A 19,536-nucleotide genomic window follows, 5' to 3' on the forward strand; every position below is an offset into this window, starting at 1 on the left:
ATTTATTCTTTATCTAATATAACTAAAACTGAGTAACTCATTGATATCAGTGATGTATGCGCTTTCATATATATTCTTTGATATTCTTATTATGCAAAAATACATACAGTGTACTTGATTTATCAGAATATTTAGAACAAAATGTTAATTACGAAACTGTGAGTGAAAGGGGTCGATGATATGAGTCGAGTTGGACTGTATGACTCAAGATTTGAGAAAGATGCGTGCGGAATTGGACTATATGTCAATTTACACGGACTTAAAAAACATGAGATTGTCCGTAAATCACTTTCGATGTTGTGTAATTTAGAGCACCGAGGTGGACAAGGCGTCATCGATGCCGGAGATGGTGCTGGCATTATGACAGAGATTCCACATGAGTTGTTCATGCAAACGATGAACCTTCCGTCACTCGGTCGTTACGCTGTCGGAATGGTTTTTTTTCAGCCGTCAGAAGATCGACTGAATGAAAAAGTTAAATTAATGGAACGTATGGCGGATGAATTGGATTGCTCGACGATCGAGTGGCGCGAAGTACCCGTGGACTCCACACAAATCGGTGAACATGCCCGTGTGACGCAACCGGTCATCTATCAGTGGTTCATCTCATGTCCATTCCTAGATGAAGATGCAAATGAACGGGTTTTTTATGAACTCAGACGAAAAATCGAAAAAGTCGAAATGTTAAACTTATATATCGCTAGTTTGTCGACGAAGACAATTGTCTATAAAGGAATGTTGACGCCTAGCCAAATCTCCGCATTTTACTTGGATTTACAATCGCCTCACTATAAGAGTACATTCGGCATTGTCCATTCTCGATTCTCAACGAATACATTCCCGTCCTGGGAACGAGCGCATCCAAACCGGATGATTGTCCATAATGGTGAAATCAATACGTTACGAGGAAACATCGATGCGATGCGTTCACGTGAAGGAGTCACCTCAACAGACCTGTTTGAAGACGTGAATCACTTGTTCCCTGTTCTCCAAGAGGATGGCAGTGACTCCTCAATGCTCGATAATGCCTTTGAATTTTTCACGCGGACCGGTCGTTCGATAGCGCACACAGCCATGATGTTAATTCCAGAACCGTTCGTGGAAGCGAAAATGGGACCTTTCAAACGTGACTTCTATCAATATCATTCTTCAATCATGGAACCGTGGGATGGTCCGACTGGTGTCGTCTTTACAGATGGTCGGCAAATCGGGGCAATTTTAGATCGGAATGGCTTGCGTCCGATGCGTTACATCGAAACATTGGACGGGGAATTGATCCTGTCGTCTGAGACGGGGGTCATTCCGGTCGATGCTGAGAACGTCAAATCAAAGCAACGTCTCAGACCGGGGCAGTTGTTGTTGATTGACCTGATTGAGAAGCGATTGATTCCAGACAGTGAAATCAAGGAGACGATTGCGAAGTCAGAGCCATATCATAAATGGCTAAAGCAAATGATGATTATTGAGGACAGAGGTGTTCAGGAGCAAACGGTTTCAGAGCTAGACCGTGTGCAGCGTGCATTCGGTTATACAAAAGAGGACATCGAACAATACATGGTTCCTTTAATTAATGACGAGAAAGATCCAATCGGGTCGATGGGACACGATCAACCAATCGCTGTGCTTTCGACACGCCCACGATCGCTGTTCCATTACTTCAAACAACATTTTGCACAAGTGACGAACCCGCCTATTGACGCATTGCGAGAGAAGATTGTCACGGCGACATTCACCTGGATTGGTCCGCAAGGAGATCCGGTCCATACAGGACGCGGGCATGCGAAGCGTGTCTGGTTAGACCATCCGATTATTGATGGCACCACCCTTGATCAGATTGATGAGCGACTCACACTCAAACGAATCGATGCAACATTTGCGAGTGATTTAGAATCGGCACTTGACGCACTCTTGAAGAGCGTCAGTCAAGCTGTTCAAGAAGGTGCGAACGTCATCGTCCTATCTGATCGCCTCATGAATGAGTTGCGAATTGCAATGCCTTCACTTCTCGTACTTAGTGCGGTACACCAGCATTTAATTCGGGAGAACTTACGCTCGAGCTGTAGCATCATTTGTGAGAGTGGAGAAGTTCGAGAAGTGCATCAGGCAGCGACGTTGATTGGTTACGGAGCAGATGCGGTCTATCCATACGTCGCGTATGCAACGATTCAAAACTTAGTTGAACATGGTCAAATCGCTCATACGTTTGAAGAGGCTGTTCGATCTTATCAGAAAGCGGTCGTAGAAGGGATCGTCAAAATCATGTCGAAGATGGGTATCTCGACGATTCAAAGCTATCGTGGGGCTCAAATTTTCGAAGCGATCGGATTAGACAGTCGATTGATTGAAAGGCATTTCCGAGGAACGACATCTCTACTATCTGGGATTGGATTCGTTGAACTAGAGGGCGAGGCGAGAGTGTTGCACGAATCCGCTTACCAGACGAATCGTCCGCTAGAAGCGGGGAGCGATTTCCAGTGGCGGGCAGACGGAGAAGAGCATGCATTCAATCCAAAGACAATTCATTTGTTGCAACGAGCTTGCCGTGAGAATGATCGAAAGTACTACGACGCCTACGTCAAATTGCATGAGTCTTCAGGACAGTTTATCCGCCAGTTGTTTACGTTCAAAGCACAACGTCCTGTGGCGCTTGACGAAGTTGAACCTATCACTTCGATTGTGGGACGATTCAAGAGCGGCGCGATGTCGTTCGGGTCGTTGTCGAAAGAAGCGCACGAAACACTCGCCATCGCCATGAACCAGATTGGTGCGAAAAGTAACTCTGGTGAAGGGGGAGAGGACCGCGCTCGTTATGTGGCAGATGAATTTGGAAACGAGCGAATCAGTCGCATCAAACAAGTCGCGAGTGGACGTTTCGGTGTGACAGCCGAATATCTTTATCATGCCGATGAAATTCAAATTAAAATGGCTCAAGGAGCAAAACCTGGAGAAGGTGGACAACTTCCGGGGAACAAAGTGTATCCATGGGTAGCGGAAGTTCGAGGTTCGGTTCCTGGGGTTGGACTGATCTCGCCGCCTCCGCACCACGATATATATTCCATCGAGGATTTGGCACAACTGATTTTTGATTTAAAGCATGTGAATCCGAACGCAAAAATCAGTGTCAAGCTCGTATCGAAATCAGGGGTCGGGACGATTGCGGCAGGTGTGGCAAAAGCGAACGCGGATACGATTGTCATCAGTGGATATGATGGCGGGACCGGTGCTTCTCCGAAGACATCAATCAAGCATACGGGACTCCCTTGGGAACTCGGTCTCTTAGAGACACATCAAACGCTTGCATTGAATGGATTGCGGGGGAGAGTCACGCTTGAGACGGACGGAAAGCTTATGACAGGGCGGGATATCGTCATGGCCGCAATCTTCGGAGCGGAAGAGTTCGCTTTTGCGACAGCACCGCTTGTCGTTCTCGGCTGTATCATGATGCGCGCATGTCACTTAGATACTTGCCCGGTCGGTGTAGCGACGCAAGACCCGGTACTTCGCCAAAAATTCATGGGGAAACCAGAACATGTCGTCAACTTGATGACATTCTTAGCTGAAGAAGTACGGGAGATCTTAGCATCACTTGGTGTGACGTCACTCGACGAAGTGATTGGTCGAACGGATTTACTCGAAGAAAGTGAGTGGAAGACGACTCATCCGAAAGCAAAACGATTGGATTTAGCACCGATGCTCTCAATGCCGACACCACTCCCAGAATCTGAAGAGCTACCTCATCCGGCATATTATTCCTATGATCACCGGAAATTGATTCCAGCAGTTTCCCGGTCGATTAGCTCGTTGCAGCCGACATTCTTCGTTGGTCGGATTCGCAACACCGATCGAGCGGTCGGGACGCAGTTAGGATTTGAAGTAACGAAAGTTCATGGTCAGTTTGGCCTTCCGGACGATACGATTTCACTTCGACTTAGTGGGTCGGCCGGACAAAGTTTAGGTGCATTCATACCACGTGGAATCACCATTTCTGTGATTGGAGATGCGAACGATTATATCGGTAAAGGCTTGAGTGGAGGGAAACTGGCGTTGATTGCTGAAAAACATGCCCCGTTTGACGAGAGTGAACAAATGATTGCTGGTAACGTTTGCTTATACGGAGCGACGAGCGGTCAAGCTTTCTTTAACGGGCACGTCGGTGAGCGTTTTGCCGTCCGAAACTCAGGTGCGGCGACAGTCGTCGAAGGAGTCGGAGATCACGGGTGTGAATATATGACCGGTGGAACGGTCCTTGTACTCGGACAGATCGGACGAAATTTTGCGGCCGGTATGTCTGGTGGAACAGCTTATATTTACGGAGCACAAGCGTATGAACAACTCGTCAATGAGGAACTCGTTTCCGTCGAACGAGAACTGGACGATGAGGACATGGAACAAATTTATACACTTCTTGAAGCGCATCAATTCCATACAGACAGTGTCAAAGCGCGGACGATTTTAGAGTCGTTTGAACAAGAGCGTATAAACTTTGTGAAAGTCGTTCCGAGAGACTATGCGAACGTCTTAGACGTGATGCGTCAGATTGAAGCAAAACGTCCGGAATTGAGTGAGGCTGACAGAGCACTTGAATTGTTCCGCGTAGTGACTGAAGGAGGTACCGCATGAAACATAACTTTTTGAATATCGCGCGAACGACCTTACCAGAGCGTCAGGTTGATGAACGGGTGAGAGATTATGAGGAATATGCGACACGGATGGATGATGAATCCGTCCAACAACAGGCCGCACGTTGTATGGACTGCGGCACGCCGTTCTGCCATGTCGGGGAGTTGATTGGTCAGGAGACGATCGGTTGCCCGATTCATAACTTTATTCCAGAATGGAACAAGCTTGTGACGAAAGCTGACTGGATGGGTGCGTATCATCGATTGATGGAGACGAACAACTTCCCGGAGTTCACGGGAAGGGTTTGTCCGGCGCCGTGTGAAGGATCATGTACGCTCGCCATTAGTGAAGATCCTGTTGCCATCAAATCGATTGAACGGACAATCATCGACCGTGCCTTTGAAGAAGGATGGGTGAAACCGAGATCGATTCAGCATAGAACCGGGATGACAATCGCCATCGTCGGAAGCGGTCCAGCCGGATTGGCTGCAGCCGATCAATTGAACCAGCTTGGACATTCGGTCACCATCATTGAGAAGGCGGACGAAGCGGGTGGGCTCCTCATGTACGGAATCCCGAACATGAAACTGGATAAAGGTGTCGTAAGACGTCGTGTTCGTCTGCTCGAGCAAGAGGGAATCGTCATCCGGACGAATGTAGAGGTCGGTACCGACGTGACGGTCGAATCGCTTCGTAACGAGTACGATGCTGTCATTTTGGCGACTGGCGCACAAAAACAGCGTACACTTGGGATTGATGGAGATGATGCCATTGGCGTGGAAATGGCAATGGACTATTTGACAGCCTCGATGCATGAACGAAAAGGAGTGTATCTCGAATCGAAATTTGACGCCAAAGACAAAGATGTCATCGTCATCGGAGGTGGGGACACAGGCGCCGATTGCGTGGCGACTGCGATTCGTCAAGGCGCAAAATCAGTCGTTCAATTTGGTAAGCACCCATCAAAAGGGTTGCTTCGTGCACCTGAGAAACCTTGGCCGCTGCAGCCTGACACGCTAACGACAGATTATGCGTACGCTGAATCGCTCGCGGTGTATGAGAAAGACCCGAGAACGTATTTGATTCGTTCCAACCAAATCGTCACGAAAGAAGGACGTGTCACTGGGATTGAAACGGAACGGATGACGAAAGTTGTCAACCCGGATGGTCAGGCGACTTTCTTCGTGGAAGAAGATTCGATAGAGACGTATCCTGCGGATCTCGTCCTCGTTGCGATTGGGTTTGAGAGACCGGAGCATGAATTGCGGAAAATCGGCGTCGAAAAGACGAAGGATTTCCATACAGTAACGGATAATGTCTTTGTCGCCGGGGATGCGAAGCGAGGTCAAAGCTTAATCGTTTGGGCAATTCGAGAAGGGCGAGAAGTGGCAGAAGTGGTCGACTCCTATCTCGATACTTGCAAGACTGTCTTAAAAACCTCATCATAAAAAAGGAGCGACAACCGTCGCTCCTTATCTTTTGTTTAGGAGGAGTTTTATGTTTACCGAAATCCTCATGTACACCGGAATCTGGTTTATCCTCATTTTAATTTTACTAGGAACGATTTATTCACGACGGAAGAAATGATTAAAGGACCATTGCCGCAATCACCCCGAAGATGATGAGAGGGATGTTGTAGTGTAGGAACGTTGGCCAAACCGTCTCACGTAGGTGATCGTGTTGGCCGTCAGCGTTCAATCCACTCGTAGGTCCGAGCGTCGAGTCACTTGCAGGACTCCCCGCATCACCAAGAGCACCCGCAGTCCCGATGATGGCAATCGTCGCCTCCACAGAGAAACCGTACTGTACACAAAGAGGTACAAAGATGGCTGCAATGATTGGAATGGTCGAGAAACTTGACCCGATTCCGAGCGTGATCACTAGTCCGACGAGTAGCATAACGAGAGCGGCAATCATTTTCGAGTCACCCATCAGATTGCTCGCACCGTTGACGAGCGGATCAATCGCGCCTGTTTCACGAATGACGGCTGCGAATCCGCTTGCGGCAATCATGACGAAACCGATGAACGCCATCATGCGCATGCCGCTCGTGAAAATGTCATCTGCCTCCGACCAAGGGATGAGGCGGAAAATCGAGAGTAACATCAGTCCTGTCACTGCCGAGGCGATCATCGACTCGGTCTGTAATTGAACGATGAGAACGATGAGAACAACGACAAGCGTCATGATCATCTTGAAACCGCCCATTTGACGAACTTCATAGTCAGACGGTCCGAGCGCAATTGTTTCATACGTTCGCGGTTTCCGGTAATGAATGAACGCTGCGATCAATCCGACGACCATACCTAATGCCGGGATTCCCATGATTGAGATGATATTGACGTCGCCGACTGTCAAGCCGTTCGCTTCGACATTCGCAATGAGAATCTCATTCAAATAAATACCGCCAAATCCGACTGGTAACAACATGTATGGTGTCACAAGACCGAAAGTTAAGATTGTCGCTACGAGACGGCGATCTAGTTTCAATTCATTGAATAAGACGAGTAACGGTGGAATCACAATCGGGATAAAGGCGATGTGAATCGGGAGTACGTTCTGTGAGCTGATCGACAATAATAAGAGTAGCGACAATAAGAACGCTTTGACATAACTCACGCGTTTACCCGACACGTCACGACCCGACATGGCAATCAGTTTTTCGGCCAAGACGTCTGGTAGACCCGTCTTCGACAACCCGACGGCGAATGCGCCGAGGAGTGCGTAACTGAGCGCGATGCTCGCTCCGCCCCCGAGGCCATTGCTAAAGGCGGTCAACGTATCGTTAAACCCAAGTCCTCCAACAAGCCCTCCGACTAGCGCCGCTAATATTAAGGATAATACAATGTGCACTCGACTGATGGCGAGCGCGAATAAGACGATGACTGCAAGTAACACTGCGTTCATATACATCCAACACCTTTCATGTTTTCTTTCTCTTAGTATCACTTTAACACGATAAAGACTTTTTGAAATTTAACATAGGATATGACCCTTGTCAAATCGCTCATGAAAAAAGCGATAACTCGTAAAAGTTATCGCTTGCGTGTTACATATCGACGTTGTGATACACTTGGCGCACATCTTCCAAGTCTTCGAGAACGTCAATTAATTTTTCGAATTGTTCTTTCGATGCGTCATCGAGCGACACTTCGTTCTGTGGGAGCATCGTCAACTCTGCGACGGCAAACTCCTCAACCCCGGCAGCCTTGAATGCGGTCTGAACGGCGTGGAACGCTTCAGGCTCGGCATAGACGATTACCGTCTCGTCTTCTTCGATGACATCACGAACGTCAAGGTCGTGTTCCATCATAAGTTCAAGAACATCATCTGCAGACATTTGGTTGACACCGATGACGGCTGTTGCATCGAACATATAAGCGACCGAACCACTGACGCCCATGTTGCCTCCATTTTTACCGAAAGCAGCACGAACTTCTGATGCTGTACGGTTCACGTTGTTCGTCAACGTGTCGACGATGACCATCGCACCATTCGGTCCGAATCCTTCATAACGAAGTTCGTCGAAGTTCTCTTCGTCGCCGCCTTTTGCTTTATCGATTGCACGATCGATGATTGCGCGAGGCACGTTATATGTTTTAGCGCGCTCCACCACAAATTTTAATGACTGGTTCAATTCAGGATCTGGTTCCCCTTGTCGGGCGACCACATAGATTTCGCGACCGAACTTCGCATAAACGCGACTCGTGTTGGCATCTTTAGACGCCTTCTTCTCTTTAATGTTGTTCCATTTACGACCCATTACATGTCATCTCTCTTTCCATTTGTACGTAGATTCATTACAGATTATATAAGAAGTTGGCTGAATTGACGAGTAAAGATTTACTCGTCGCCTTTGTCCATTTTCTCTACAATCTCAGTGAGGGTCTTCAAACTTTCAATCAGCCGGTCTGTCTCATCTTCATTTAAAAATGCGAGGCGCTCTTCGAATAGCGTTCGGAACGAGTCTCTTCGTTCAAGTAAGATTCGCTCACCTTTCTCCGTCAGCTGGTTCCATATCACTCGACGATCCCGTTCGTCGGGTACGCGGGTAATGTAGCCCTCGTTCAACAGTTTCGTGATGAGAGGGGTGACGTTCGGTGGTGCGATGGAGAGTGTCTCGCTAATTCGTCCATTCGTGACTGCCCCCTCGTCTTCAATCAACATTAATAGATGGAAATGAGAAAAGTTCAAGTTTGGAATTTGAGGAAAATCAGATCGACGTAGCAATTTACGACGAATTAAAGGGATTAGTTTGACAAACTGGTCCGCTGCATCTTGTTTCGGCATAATAGATTCACTTCCTAGTTAGGTTCTATGTTCATTATACACGAGTCAGGTGCATTTGAACCTAAAAACGGGTTGATGTGATGATTGATACATCTTATAAGAGATAGAACTGACACAATTAATGTAAGCGTTTACATGAATTGTTACTCATGTTTTCATGAAAACGTATTCGATTTTACTGAGGGTGCATGTAAAAATCAAGAGCTATCAACAAATGATAAAAAAATATTGTGAAAGAGTTCACATTGTTGTCACCCACAAAACCGGGAAAACATTGTATTCTATGAATGTGAAGGAAAGCACAATCTCTTGAAAACAAGCACCACATCGTGCTTCCATCAAGTCAATATGTTCATTAAAAGCTCTCACTTATGAGGAGGAACCTAACATGGCAGTTAAAGAGAAAGCAAAAGTGGAAACAACGGCAGAACAAATGGTGGATACGCTCGTAGCGGGCGCACACGCCGCACTCGATACGTTAATGACGTTCGACCAAGAGAAAATTGATCACATCGTACAAGCGATGGCGCTCGCAGGTCTAGAGAAGCACGTCGAACTTGCGAAACTAGCATATACAGAAACAGGTCGCGGTGTCTTTGAAGATAAGATGATCAAAAACATCTTTGCGACAGAATATATTTATAACTCACTTCGTGGAGAGAAAACGGTTGGCGTTTTAGAAGATGACGTTCAAAACGGAATCACATACATCGCAGAGCCGGTCGGTGTCGTTGCAGGTGTCACACCGGTCACGAACCCTACTTCTACTACGATGTTCAAAGCGATCATCGCCATTAAAACACGTAACCCGATTATCTTTGCCTTCCACCCGTCAGCTCAACAATGTTCTAGTGAGGCAGCGCGGGTCCTCCGTGACGCAGCGGTAGCCGCAGGAGCTCCTGAAAACTTGATTCAATGGGTAGAAGTCCCGTCACTTGATGCGACGAAAGCACTCATGAATCATCCTGGTGTCGCGATGGTCCTTGCTACTGGTGGAGCAGCGATGGTCAAGTCCGCCTACTCGACTGGTAAACCGGCTCTTGGTGTCGGACCGGGTAACGTACCAGCCTATATCGACAAAACAGCAAAAGTGAAACGTGCCATCTCAGACGTTATCCTTTCAAAAACGTTCGACAACGGGATGATCTGTGCGTCTGAACAAGCAATCATCGTCGACCAAGAAGTATACGAAGAAGTGAAAGCGGAAATGACAGCACTCGGTTGCTATTTCTGCTCACCTGAAGAAAAAGCGAAACTTGAAACACTCGTCATCCGTACGGACACATGCGCAGTCAACCCAGAGATCGTCGGGAAGCCGGCAGCGTGGATTGCAGAAAAAGCAGGTCTCAAAGTCCCGGCTGACACAAAAATCTTGATTGCTGAACTTGAAACAGTTGGCGCGACAGAACTTCTCTCACATGAAAAATTGAGCCCGGTCCTCGGTGCTTATAAAGTTCAATCACGTGAAGAAGGATTTGCGGTTGCTGAAAAAATGCTTGAAATCGGTGGTCTCGGCCATACAGCTGTCATCCACTCAACGGACGACGATGCCATCCTTGATTTCGGTCTTCGTATGAAAGCTTGTCGCATCATCGTCAACTCACCATCAGCACACGGTGGAATCGGTGACCTTTACAACGAAATGACACCATCCCTCACGCTCGGTTGTGGGTCTTACGGTAAAAACTCCGTCTCTGAAAACGTGACGGCGAAACATCTACTCAATGTGAAAAAGGTGGCGAGACGTCGCGTGAATATGCAATGGTTTAAAGTACCTGAAAAAATCTACTTTGAGAAAAACTCTGTCCAATACCTTCAATCACTCACAACGAAAAAGCGGGCGATGATTGTAACGGATGAAATGATGGTCAAACTCGGATTCGCTGATAAAGTCATCAAAAACTTACCAGCAGGTGTTGAGTACCGTATTTTCGACCAAGTCGAACCAGATCCATCTGTTGAGACGGTCATGAACGGTGCTGAAGCGATGCGTCACTTCCAGCCAGACATGATCATCGCACTCGGTGGTGGATCACCAATGGATGCTGCGAAAGGGATGTGGCTCTTCTATGAACGTCCAGAAGAGAAGTTCTCAAACCTTCGTCAGAAATTCATGGATATTCGCAAACGGACATACAAGTTCCCGACACTCGGTAACAAATCAATGTTCGTCGCAATCCCAACAACTTCTGGTACAGGTTCAGAAGTAACACCGTTCACCGTCATTACAGACAAAAAACGTAATGTGAAATATCCGATTGCTGACTATGCAATCACACCAGACGTCGCCATCGTCGACCCTGAGTTCGTTATGACCGTACCAGCATCAATCACGGCAGATACAGGAATGGACGTGTTGACACACGCCATCGAAGCTTACGTATCAGTCATGGCAAACGACTATACGGACGGACTTGCGCTCCGTTCGATGAAGATGATCTTCGACTACCTACCAAAAGCGTATGAAAACGGTAGCGACGCGGAAGCTCGTCAGAAAGTGCACAACGCGTCAACAATGGCAGGTATGGCGTTCGCGAACGCGTTCCTCGGCATCAACCACTCGATCGCTCACAAAATCGGTGGAGAGTTCCACGTACCGCACGGTCGTACAAACGCAATCCTCATGCCACACGTCATTCGTTACAATGCGACACGCCCATCAAAACTTGCGGCGTTCCCGAAATATGAGTCATTCATCGCCGACGAGCGTTACGCAGAAATCGCACGTTACCTCGGTCTTCCGGCAAGCACGACAGCAGAAGGTGTCGAATCACTCGTCCAAGCAATCATTGAGCTCGGACAACGTTTGAACATCAAACTCTCGTTCAAAGCACAAGGCATCAAGAAAGCAGATCTCGATGCGAAGATCGACAAGATGGCGGTCGACGCATTCGAAGACCAATGTACGACGGCGAACCCGAAAATGCCGCTCGTTGAAGAATTGAAAGAGATCATGTACGCAGCATACGAAGGCGTATAAGGTTCAATATTTACAAGTGGGCCCGTTCAATTCGAACGGGCTTTTCTTGTGGTCTGAACAGGATATTCAGTTTTTAAAATTATATTTAAATTGATAAAAATTAGAATAGTCAGGCTATAAATAGCTGTATATAATAAAAATTGGTATACATAGCAATTTATTGATGAATGGAGATTGTGTTATGTTCATATTGATTAGTTTGTTGCGTTCAATCGCGACAGTTGTTCTTTTCTTCAATCCAATCCATCCGACGCCGCTTGAGACCGCGGAATATATTTCATCAGTCGATCGAAATGCGGATAGTTGGGAGAGTGCCGACTTTTTTGAATCTTTCGGAACCGAACTATCCATCGATATGAACCGGAACGTCCTTTATACAGAACGGGTGACCGGTTGGACTGAGATTGAGGTGGGAGATGGAACGTATGAAGGTCTTTCATCGATGACATTTGATCAACCGTTCAAAGGAACAATTTTACATATGGAATGGGGACAAGATATTCCGGACGTCAAAGAGAAAGTGATTGTCTTACCAACGACAAAGTTTTCATATGACAATATCGAGGATGCGTATACCGTCGATTACGCGGGTGAAGTATTGAATGATCAGGAAGCGAATGCATACTTGTCAGAGCTCGCATCTGCAGGAGCTGTAGGATACTTGATCACACCATATGAAGATGATCCATATGAGATGGGCTTTGTTTTCACGTCATCCTACATGCCGTTAGATGGCACGGGTGTAGACTCCGATACGGCTGAACAGCTGAAGGTTGGACAATCGATAAAAGTAGAGCCTTACCGTGAAGAGATCCCATATGTCGAATTTGTTCAAACAGGGAAGAGTAATCAAGAAATTATTCTCATGTCACGACTCAATTCTTCCTGGCATGGAGCCCATTATTTGTCTGCCGTCGGTCCGTCTACGGTCTTATATCACCTCATGCAGGTGATGAACGAGGAAGTGCCAGACTATACGATTCGATATGTCTTTTTGAATGGGAACGGCGACTCTAGAGAAGCGAGTGACGATTTCCTTGAACGGCTAGCGGGACAAAAAGAAAAAGTGGAAATGGTCGTCATGCTCGATATTCTTGGGACTGGTGACGGTCCACTATACGTTCGTACGAAAGGAATGAAATCCTATCCCGTACTAGAACAGGCGCCATTCGCTGAACTGGAGGTGCGTTCGTTGGCAAGTTCACCGGGTGACGCTTACGATGATGAAGGAATACCTTATCTGATGTTGAGTGATTCACTTGAAGGAAGTTGGCATGTGTTTACGGAGAAGGACACAATCGAACGTCTGACGAAAGACGGTTTATCCGATGCCGTCAATTGGCTACATGCTTGGCTTACTGACTGACCTCATAGATGTCGCTGTCTCATTTGACGGCGACATATTTTTTTAGATGTCGGTTTCGGGTATGATAGTAATGGAGGCGATACGATGAAACAAGAGATGACGATTACGACAGCATACGGAACGATTGCAGGAACTTTTCTTTCCCATGAGGAGCCTCGGGCGACAATCGTCATGTTGAGTGGGAGTGGACCGAGTGACCGTGATGGTAACATGGGTGGTGTCGGTTTTAATACGTATGCCAAGTTGGCAGAAGCATTGTACGACCACGGTTACAACGTGTTCCGATATGACAAACAAGGAATCGGGAAGTCAGACGGAGACTTCAATAAAGTTGGCTTACATGATTTGATTAACGATGCGATTCTTGTCGTGCGCACCATTCGACAACTGGCCGATGTAAATCGCTTATATCTACTCGGTCATAGTGAAGGGGCCGTCCTTGCTCCTGCCGTTCAGCTTGAGACGAAGGCGGATGGACTGATCTTACTTTCCGGTTTCCATGAATCGTCCAAGCAGATGTTCCTATACCAAGCAGATGCACTCGCTAAAGACATCGAACATGTGAAGGGAATAAAAGGTCTCTTCTATCGGTTGACGGGCGTTGCCAAAAAGGTCAGACAACGACAGGACGATTTGTTAGAGCGGTCTTTACGGACGAACGTCTCGTCTTTCAAATATCGAGGTCAAGTCGTAAATGCGAAATGGATTCGAGAACATGCATCCTATGACGTCCGAGAGCGGTTGGAGCATGTGACCGTCCCGGTTCTTGCGATTACCGGGGGACGTGATGTCCAAGTCCCACCAGAACACGTTCATATGATACAAACAAAAGGGGAGGTCACCTCATCGATCATTGATGATATGAATCATCTTCTCGTGACACGGGAGTCACCCCATTCGCTTCTCATGCTGTATAAAGAGTATCGAGAAGCGATCGATGCGCCGATTCATCCAAAACTCGTTCAAGAATTGGATGAATGGTTAAAAAAACAGTCATAAACTCGAAAAACGGTCATATATTGACCGTTTTTTATGTTATAATTGTGACAAATTGAATGAAACTGAATGTTTTTGAATGATTTTAGTTGTTTTTATAATGAAAACGCTTTATATTAGACGTATGGAGGGAACAAGATGTTAACGAAACAACGACATCAGTTGATTTTGCAACGCTTATCTGAACAGAAGGTTGTCAAATTAAAAGAATTGGTTGATTTGACGGATTCATCCGAGTCGACGATTCGTCGAGATTTGACGGACCTCGAAGCGGAAGGGTATCTGGCAAGGGTTCACGGAGGCGCAACGCTCATTGCGACTCCAGATGAGGAACCGACATTTGAAGAAAAGCGAGACCGGTTCGTAGATGAAAAAGTTGCGATTGCACGGAAGGCCGCAACGTTCATCGAAGACGGGATGTCGATTTATTTAGATGCCGGTACAACCACTCAGGCGATGGTTCCGTTTTTAGAAGGGAAAAAGATTGTCGTCGTCACAAACAGTCTACCGATTGCGAATGAATTATTTGATCTTGATATTAAGACGTTTGTGATTGGCGGAGAATTAAAGCGTTCCACCCAGGCGCTTGTCGGGTATAACGCACGCGAGAGCATGATGAATTATCGAGTCGACCTCGCCTTTCTCGGAATGAACGGAATCGACCTTGATGCGGGTTACACGACCCCAGACCCAGAAGAAGCGCTTGTCAAAAAAACGGCAATCGAATTGGCACAAACGTCCTTCGTACTCGCTGACGCATCGAAAATCGGGAAACGGACGTTCAGCCGAGTCGCGACGTTAGATGCCGCACAGTTGATCACATCAAGCAGTGAGTCAATGAGTTCCATCCAAACAATCACAAAGGTGGTGAACGCGAAATGATTTATACGTTAACACTCAACCCTTCTATTGATTACTACGTAACATTACCTAAAGTACATCTAGGAGAAGTGAACCGAATCGAAGAGACGACAGAGCGAGCAGGTGGGAAAGGCATCAACGTCTCAATCGTTCTCCGGGAGTATGCACAAGACACAAAGGCACTTGGTTTCATCGGTGGGACGACAGGTGACTTCATTAAAAAGTCACTCGTCGATCACGGTGTACACACCGATTTCGTAGAGGTGAATGGGAACACCCGGATCAACGTCAAGATTCGGGCGAAAGAGGAAACTGAACTGAATGCGAGCGGACCGAATATCACAGAGCGCGAGCTCGAACTGTTGACGGCCAAGTTCGATCAAGTTCAAGAAGGCGATATCGTCGTCCTCGCGGGTAGTATTCCAAGTAACTTACCAGACTCGCTATATCGGACGATTGCCGAATCGATTCGCGAAAAAGGGGCTGACTTTGTCGTTGATACGACGAAAGAAGCCATGCTCGAAGTGCTCGCCCTCGAACCACTCATGATCAAACCGAACCACCATGAATTAGGTGAATTGTTTGATACCGAAATTGAAACATTCGAGGAAGCTCTTCCTTATGCGGAACAACTCGTCAAACGTGGGGCGAAAAATGTCATCATCTCCTTTGCGGGAGACGGGGCGCTACTCGTTAACAAGGACGGAGCCGTCACAGCAAACACACCGACAGGGAAGCTCGTCAATTCGGTCGGTGCAGGAGACTCGCTCGTCGCCGGATTTGTCGCGAATGTGAAAGAAAAAGGCGAACAAGAAGCATTTCGATATGCGGTCACGACAGGAAGCGCATCTGCATATACGTTCGGTCTATGTTCGAAACAAGAGATTGATCGCTTGATCGATCAAGTACAACTCACACCACTTAAACGAATGGAGGAAACAACATGAAAATCACGGACTTGCTCCAACGCGACACGATTCAATTGAATCTAAGCGCGAGTTCTAAGCGTGAGGTCATCGAAGAACTTGTCGATGTCCTCGACCGCGCCGGTAAACTATCGGACCGCAACGGTTATCGCGATGCGATCCTAAAACGTGAAAGCGAGAGCACGACTGGGCTCGGTGAAGGCATTGCCATCCCGCACGCGAAAACGAGTGCAGTCAAGTCACCAGCGATCGCGTTCGGTCGCTCGGAAGGTGTCGACTACGAAGCGTTAGACGGACAACCGAGCCGCCTCTTCTTCATGATTGCGGCAGGCGAAAACGCTAATAATGAACACCTTGAAACACTCTCTAAACTTTCAGTTTACTTGATGGACCCTGCATTCCAGGAACGGCTCTATGCGGCTACTTCTGAAAACGATGTCATCCGTGCAATCGAAGAAAAAGAAGCAGCAGAAGAGAAGCCAGAGGTCGTCAAACCGACAAACACGGATGCACCGTTCATTTTGGCGGTCACGGCTTGTCCGACCGGTATCGCTCATACGTATATGGCAGCAGATAGCTTGAAGCAAAAAGCGGAATCGATGGGCGTCGACATCAAAGTCGAAACGAACGGGTCGACTGGCGTCAAAAATGAATTGACGCGCGCGGACATTGACCGGGCAACAGCAATCATCGTCGCAGCGGACAAGGCTGTTGAAATGGATCGCTTCGCTGGTAAACGAGTCATTGAAGTTCCTGTTGCACAAGGGATTCGGAAACCGGAAGAACTCATCAATCGTGCGGTGAAACAAGATGCGCCGGTATATGAGGCTTCGAAATCGTCAGGTGGTGCTTCGAAAGAGCAACGTACAGGCGTGTACAAGCACTTGATGAGCGGTGTATCCGCGATGCTTCCACTCGTTGTCGCAGGTGGACTCTTGATTGCCATCAGCTTCTTCTGGGGCATCAACTCCGCCAACCCGGATGACCCGTCTTACAATGAATTTGCTGCACAGTTGATGACAATCGGTGGAGCTGCATTCGGCTTCCTCGTTCCGATTCTCGCCGGTTTCATCGCGATGTCGATCGCCGATCGCCCAGGTCTCGCACCAGGTCTCGTGGCCGGGGTACTCGCAAGTCAAGGGAACGCAGGATTCCTCGGTGGTCTCATCGCTGGTTTCTTGGCAGGTTATGTCGTCCTGTTCTTGAAAAAAGCACTCGCAAAATTGCCTGCTTCACTTGAAGGAATCAAACCAGTCCTCTTGTATCCGTTACTCGGTTCGTTTATCTCAGGTATGGTCATGTTGCTCGTCGTCAATGAACCGATTGCAGCACTCATGACATGGTTGATGGATACGTTGAACAGCATGAGTGGCGCGAACGCCATCCTTTTAGGAGTCATCGTCGGTGGGATGATGGCAGTCGATATGGGTGGTCCGATCAACAAGACAGCGTACGTCTTCGGTACGGCAGCACTTACAGCGGGTAACCAAGAAGTCATGGCAGCGGTCATGGCTGGAGGGATGGTACCACCACTCCTCGTCGCACTCGCATCAACAGTCTTCGCTCGTCAAAAGTTCTCGAAACAAGAGCGCGAAGCAGGAAAAACCGCTTATATCATGGGAGCTTCGTTTATCACGGAAGCGGCGATCCCATTCGCAGCTGCGGACCCGATTCGCGTTCTTCCATCAGCGATTCTCGGTTCTGCCATCGCAGGCGGATTGTCCGCATTCTTCACGATTCAATTGCCGGCGCCACACGGTGGAATCTTCGTCTTCCCACTTCTTGAAGGAGCTGGAAACGTCGCGGTGAGTATGGGTCTTTACGCACTCGCCATCTTGGCAGGTGCAGTGGTCGGAGCATTGCTCCTCTCGTTCTTGAAAAAACCGTTAACAACGGCTACACCGGTTCAGTCAAAAGAAGTTGCGTAATTAGTGAATAGACACTGCCTCAGTAGAGGTAGCGTCTATTTTTTTATGATAGGTGATCGAATAGAATTCACATAATTCGAGATTGCATGTTGGGGATTTGTGGTAAACTATTTGTAAAGATTCGGGTAGGAGGGGGTCACATTGGACATTCGGGTCGCCAAACCAGACGATGTATATGGGATTGCGAGAGTGCGTGTGAACGGATGGCGCACGACCTATCGGGGGATCGTACCGACCGAGTACTTATTGAAACTTTCGTCCGGTTCCATCGAATGGGCAGAACGGTTGCGGACAGCACTTCGTCGTCAAGAGGTAGCCGGCTTTGTGGCGATTGTCGATGACGAGATTGTGGGCTTCGTCCTATACGGAGAAGAACGTACGGGTGAGTATCCAGACCATACGAACGAAGTGTATGCCATTTATATTTTAGAGAACCATCAAGGGAACGGAATCGGGTCCGCTCTCCTTGAACATGCCGTGCAATCGATGTGTGAAGCAGGTCTCTTGATCTGGGCACTTGAGATGAATCCGTTCCGAACATTTTATGAGCGAAAACAGGGGCAGGTCATCGACCAAAAAGATCGAGAGTTTGGCGAATTGATGCTCCGAGAAGTGGCGTATGGATGGGAAAAGACTCGTCACGGTTCAATATTAGGGGCTTAAGCTTACTGACTGTAGTGTATTCTACGGTCTTTTTTTGTGCCCGATGTAGGAAAGAAAATAAAGAAATGTCATTATAAATCAATTGAAAATACTATTGTTCAATCAAACAATCTCTTCTATACTGAATTGAACAAAAATTTCCAAATGAAGGGTTGGGAGACATTGAAGCACCGAAAAATATGTATCAAGTTAAGTGGAGCCGCTCTAGCTGGTGATAGAATGGATAATTTTGACGAAATGAGTCTCAGCCTGATTGCAGAGGTGATATTGTCACTCGCAAAAAGCGGGGTTGAAGTATGTGTCATGGTCGGTGGGGGAAATCTCTTTCGCGGGAATCAAGCAGAAGCGTGGGGGATCAATCGAGTGGAGGCTGACAGTATCGGGACGCTCGGGACAGTCATGAATTCATTGATGCTACGTGGTATCTTGAAACGAGATACCACTCGAGAAGTGCGCGTTATGACGTCGATTCCAATGCCGTGTGTAGCCGAGCCATACATTCAACTTCGAGCCATCAATCATTTGAAAAAAGGATATATCGTCATTTTTGCAGGCGGTAACGGTCAACCGTTCGTCTCTTCAGACTATCCGGCTGTTCAGCGTGCGATCGAAGTGGGATGCGATGCCTTGTTCGTGGCAAAGAACGGTGTCTCCGGCGTATATGACCGAGATCCTCGTTTGGATTCGGACGCTCGTCAATTTGAAACCCTACACTATAACGACGTCATCGCTCATGACTTGAAAGTGATGGATCAATCGGCATTACTCCTCGCTAGAGACCACGGTTTGCCGATTCACTTGTTCGACTTCAAGGAACGGAACGCCATTCATCGGATTCTCCAAGGAGAGACCATTGGAACGCTGATTCATCACCATGACACGCAACTTTTGCAGAATTGAAGAGAC

The 19,536-nt window shown here is 47.5% G+C and carries 13 protein-coding genes; 10 read left to right on the forward strand and 3 right to left on the reverse strand.

Translation table 11 applies throughout. The annotated features are described in order from the left end of the window. Positions 1 to 180: 180 nt before the first annotated feature. Both gltB and KNO95_RS03450 read left to right on the forward strand, forming a co-directional pair. Positions 181 to 4,620 carry a glutamate synthase large subunit gene (gene gltB / locus KNO95_RS03445; RefSeq protein WP_214878297.1) on the forward strand — a complete coding sequence of 1,480 codons (4,440 nt, stop codon included), beginning with the start codon at positions 181 to 183 and terminating at the stop codon, positions 4,618 to 4,620. After that, positions 4,617 to 6,068, forward strand: coding sequence for a glutamate synthase subunit beta (locus tag KNO95_RS03450; RefSeq protein ID WP_214702117.1), 1,452 nt, complete (start codon positions 4,617 to 4,619; stop codon positions 6,066 to 6,068). The genes gltB and KNO95_RS03450 overlap by 4 nt, the downstream gene beginning before the upstream one ends. A gap of 139 nt (positions 6,069 to 6,207) precedes the next feature. On the opposite strand, the gene KNO95_RS03455 is transcribed toward KNO95_RS03450, so the two are convergent. The 3 genes from KNO95_RS03455 to KNO95_RS03465 form a co-directional block, all read right to left on the reverse strand. Continuing rightward, positions 6,208 to 7,527: a Na+/H+ antiporter family protein gene (locus KNO95_RS03455; protein WP_214702116.1), complete on the reverse strand. Its 1,320-nt coding sequence runs from the start codon at positions 7,525 to 7,527 to the stop codon at positions 6,208 to 6,210. A gap of 142 nt (positions 7,528 to 7,669) precedes the next feature. Further along, positions 7,670 to 8,383: a YebC/PmpR family DNA-binding transcriptional regulator gene (locus KNO95_RS03460; RefSeq protein ID WP_026826059.1), complete on the reverse strand. Its 714-nt coding sequence runs from the start codon at positions 8,381 to 8,383 to the stop codon at positions 7,670 to 7,672. 80 nt (positions 8,384 to 8,463) lie between these two features. Next, positions 8,464 to 8,910 carry a MarR family winged helix-turn-helix transcriptional regulator gene (locus tag KNO95_RS03465; RefSeq protein WP_026826058.1) on the reverse strand — a complete coding sequence of 149 codons (447 nt, stop codon included), beginning with the start codon at positions 8,908 to 8,910 and terminating at the stop codon, positions 8,464 to 8,466. A 388-nt stretch (positions 8,911 to 9,298) separates the two neighbouring features. Here KNO95_RS03465 and adhE point away from each other — a divergent pair, with 388 nt between their 5' ends. From adhE to pyrH, 8 genes are all read left to right on the forward strand, one after another. Then, on the forward strand, positions 9,299 to 11,890 hold the full coding sequence (gene adhE, locus KNO95_RS03470) for a bifunctional acetaldehyde-CoA/alcohol dehydrogenase (protein ID WP_026826057.1): 2,592 nt from the start codon (positions 9,299 to 9,301) through the stop codon (positions 11,888 to 11,890). Between the two features lie 181 nt (positions 11,891 to 12,071). After that, complete coding sequence (locus KNO95_RS03475) at positions 12,072 to 13,256, forward strand: zinc-binding metallopeptidase family protein (protein WP_214878299.1); 1,185 nt, start codon at positions 12,072 to 12,074, stop codon at positions 13,254 to 13,256. Between the two features lie 84 nt (positions 13,257 to 13,340). Further along, positions 13,341 to 14,255 (forward strand): alpha/beta hydrolase, encoded by a 915-nt coding sequence (locus KNO95_RS03480; protein WP_214878301.1) that lies wholly within the window; start codon positions 13,341 to 13,343, stop codon positions 14,253 to 14,255. Positions 14,256 to 14,390: 135 nt separating this feature from the next. After that, positions 14,391 to 15,134, forward strand: coding sequence for a DeoR/GlpR family DNA-binding transcription regulator (locus KNO95_RS03485; protein ID WP_214702110.1), 744 nt, complete (start codon positions 14,391 to 14,393; stop codon positions 15,132 to 15,134). Next, positions 15,131 to 16,060, forward strand: a complete 930-nt coding sequence (gene pfkB, locus KNO95_RS03490) for a 1-phosphofructokinase (protein ID WP_214702109.1) — start codon at positions 15,131 to 15,133, stop codon at positions 16,058 to 16,060. The genes KNO95_RS03485 and pfkB overlap by 4 nt, the downstream gene beginning before the upstream one ends. Beyond that, the gene (locus tag KNO95_RS03495; protein WP_214702108.1) at positions 16,057 to 17,967 is read left to right on the forward strand and encodes a PTS fructose transporter subunit IIABC; all 1,911 of its coding nucleotides are present in this window, start codon (positions 16,057 to 16,059) and stop codon (positions 17,965 to 17,967) included. The genes pfkB and KNO95_RS03495 overlap by 4 nt, the downstream gene beginning before the upstream one ends. A gap of 141 nt (positions 17,968 to 18,108) precedes the next feature. Further along, positions 18,109 to 18,630 carry a GNAT family N-acetyltransferase gene (locus KNO95_RS03500; RefSeq protein WP_026826051.1) on the forward strand — a complete coding sequence of 174 codons (522 nt, stop codon included), beginning with the start codon at positions 18,109 to 18,111 and terminating at the stop codon, positions 18,628 to 18,630. 144 nt (positions 18,631 to 18,774) lie between these two features. Then, positions 18,775 to 19,530, forward strand: coding sequence for a UMP kinase (gene pyrH, locus KNO95_RS03505; RefSeq protein ID WP_214878303.1), 756 nt, complete (start codon positions 18,775 to 18,777; stop codon positions 19,528 to 19,530). Positions 19,531 to 19,536 lie beyond the last annotated feature (6 nt).

This window comes from Exiguobacterium sp. ERU653 (assembly GCF_018617775.1).
In the GTDB taxonomy this organism is placed as follows: domain Bacteria; phylum Bacillota; class Bacilli; order Exiguobacteriales; family Exiguobacteriaceae; genus Exiguobacterium; species Exiguobacterium marinum.

What these genes read in the sequence shown, in the direction of transcription:
- gltB (WP_214878297.1), top strand. Translation starts at nt 181, where the DNA reads ATGAGTCGAGTTGGACTGTATGACTCAAGATTTGAGAAAGATGCGTGC.
- KNO95_RS03450 (WP_214702117.1), top strand. Translation starts at nt 4,617, where the DNA reads ATGAAACATAACTTTTTGAATATCGCGCGAACGACCTTACCAGAGCGT.
- KNO95_RS03455 (WP_214702116.1), bottom strand. Translation starts at nt 7,527, where the DNA reads ATGAACGCAGTGTTACTTGCAGTCATCGTCTTATTCGCGCTCGCCATC.
- KNO95_RS03460 (WP_026826059.1), bottom strand. Translation starts at nt 8,383, where the DNA reads ATGGGTCGTAAATGGAACAACATTAAAGAGAAGAAGGCGTCTAAAGAT.
- KNO95_RS03465 (WP_026826058.1), bottom strand. Translation starts at nt 8,910, where the DNA reads ATGCCGAAACAAGATGCAGCGGACCAGTTTGTCAAACTAATCCCTTTA.
- adhE (WP_026826057.1), top strand. Translation starts at nt 9,299, where the DNA reads ATGGCAGTTAAAGAGAAAGCAAAAGTGGAAACAACGGCAGAACAAATG.
- KNO95_RS03475 (WP_214878299.1), top strand. Translation starts at nt 12,072, where the DNA reads ATGTTCATATTGATTAGTTTGTTGCGTTCAATCGCGACAGTTGTTCTT.
- KNO95_RS03480 (WP_214878301.1), top strand. Translation starts at nt 13,341, where the DNA reads ATGAAACAAGAGATGACGATTACGACAGCATACGGAACGATTGCAGGA.
- KNO95_RS03485 (WP_214702110.1), top strand. Translation starts at nt 14,391, where the DNA reads ATGTTAACGAAACAACGACATCAGTTGATTTTGCAACGCTTATCTGAA.
- pfkB (WP_214702109.1), top strand. Translation starts at nt 15,131, where the DNA reads ATGATTTATACGTTAACACTCAACCCTTCTATTGATTACTACGTAACA.
- KNO95_RS03495 (WP_214702108.1), top strand. Translation starts at nt 16,057, where the DNA reads ATGAAAATCACGGACTTGCTCCAACGCGACACGATTCAATTGAATCTA.
- pyrH (WP_214878303.1), top strand. Translation starts at nt 18,775, where the DNA reads ATGAAGGGTTGGGAGACATTGAAGCACCGAAAAATATGTATCAAGTTA.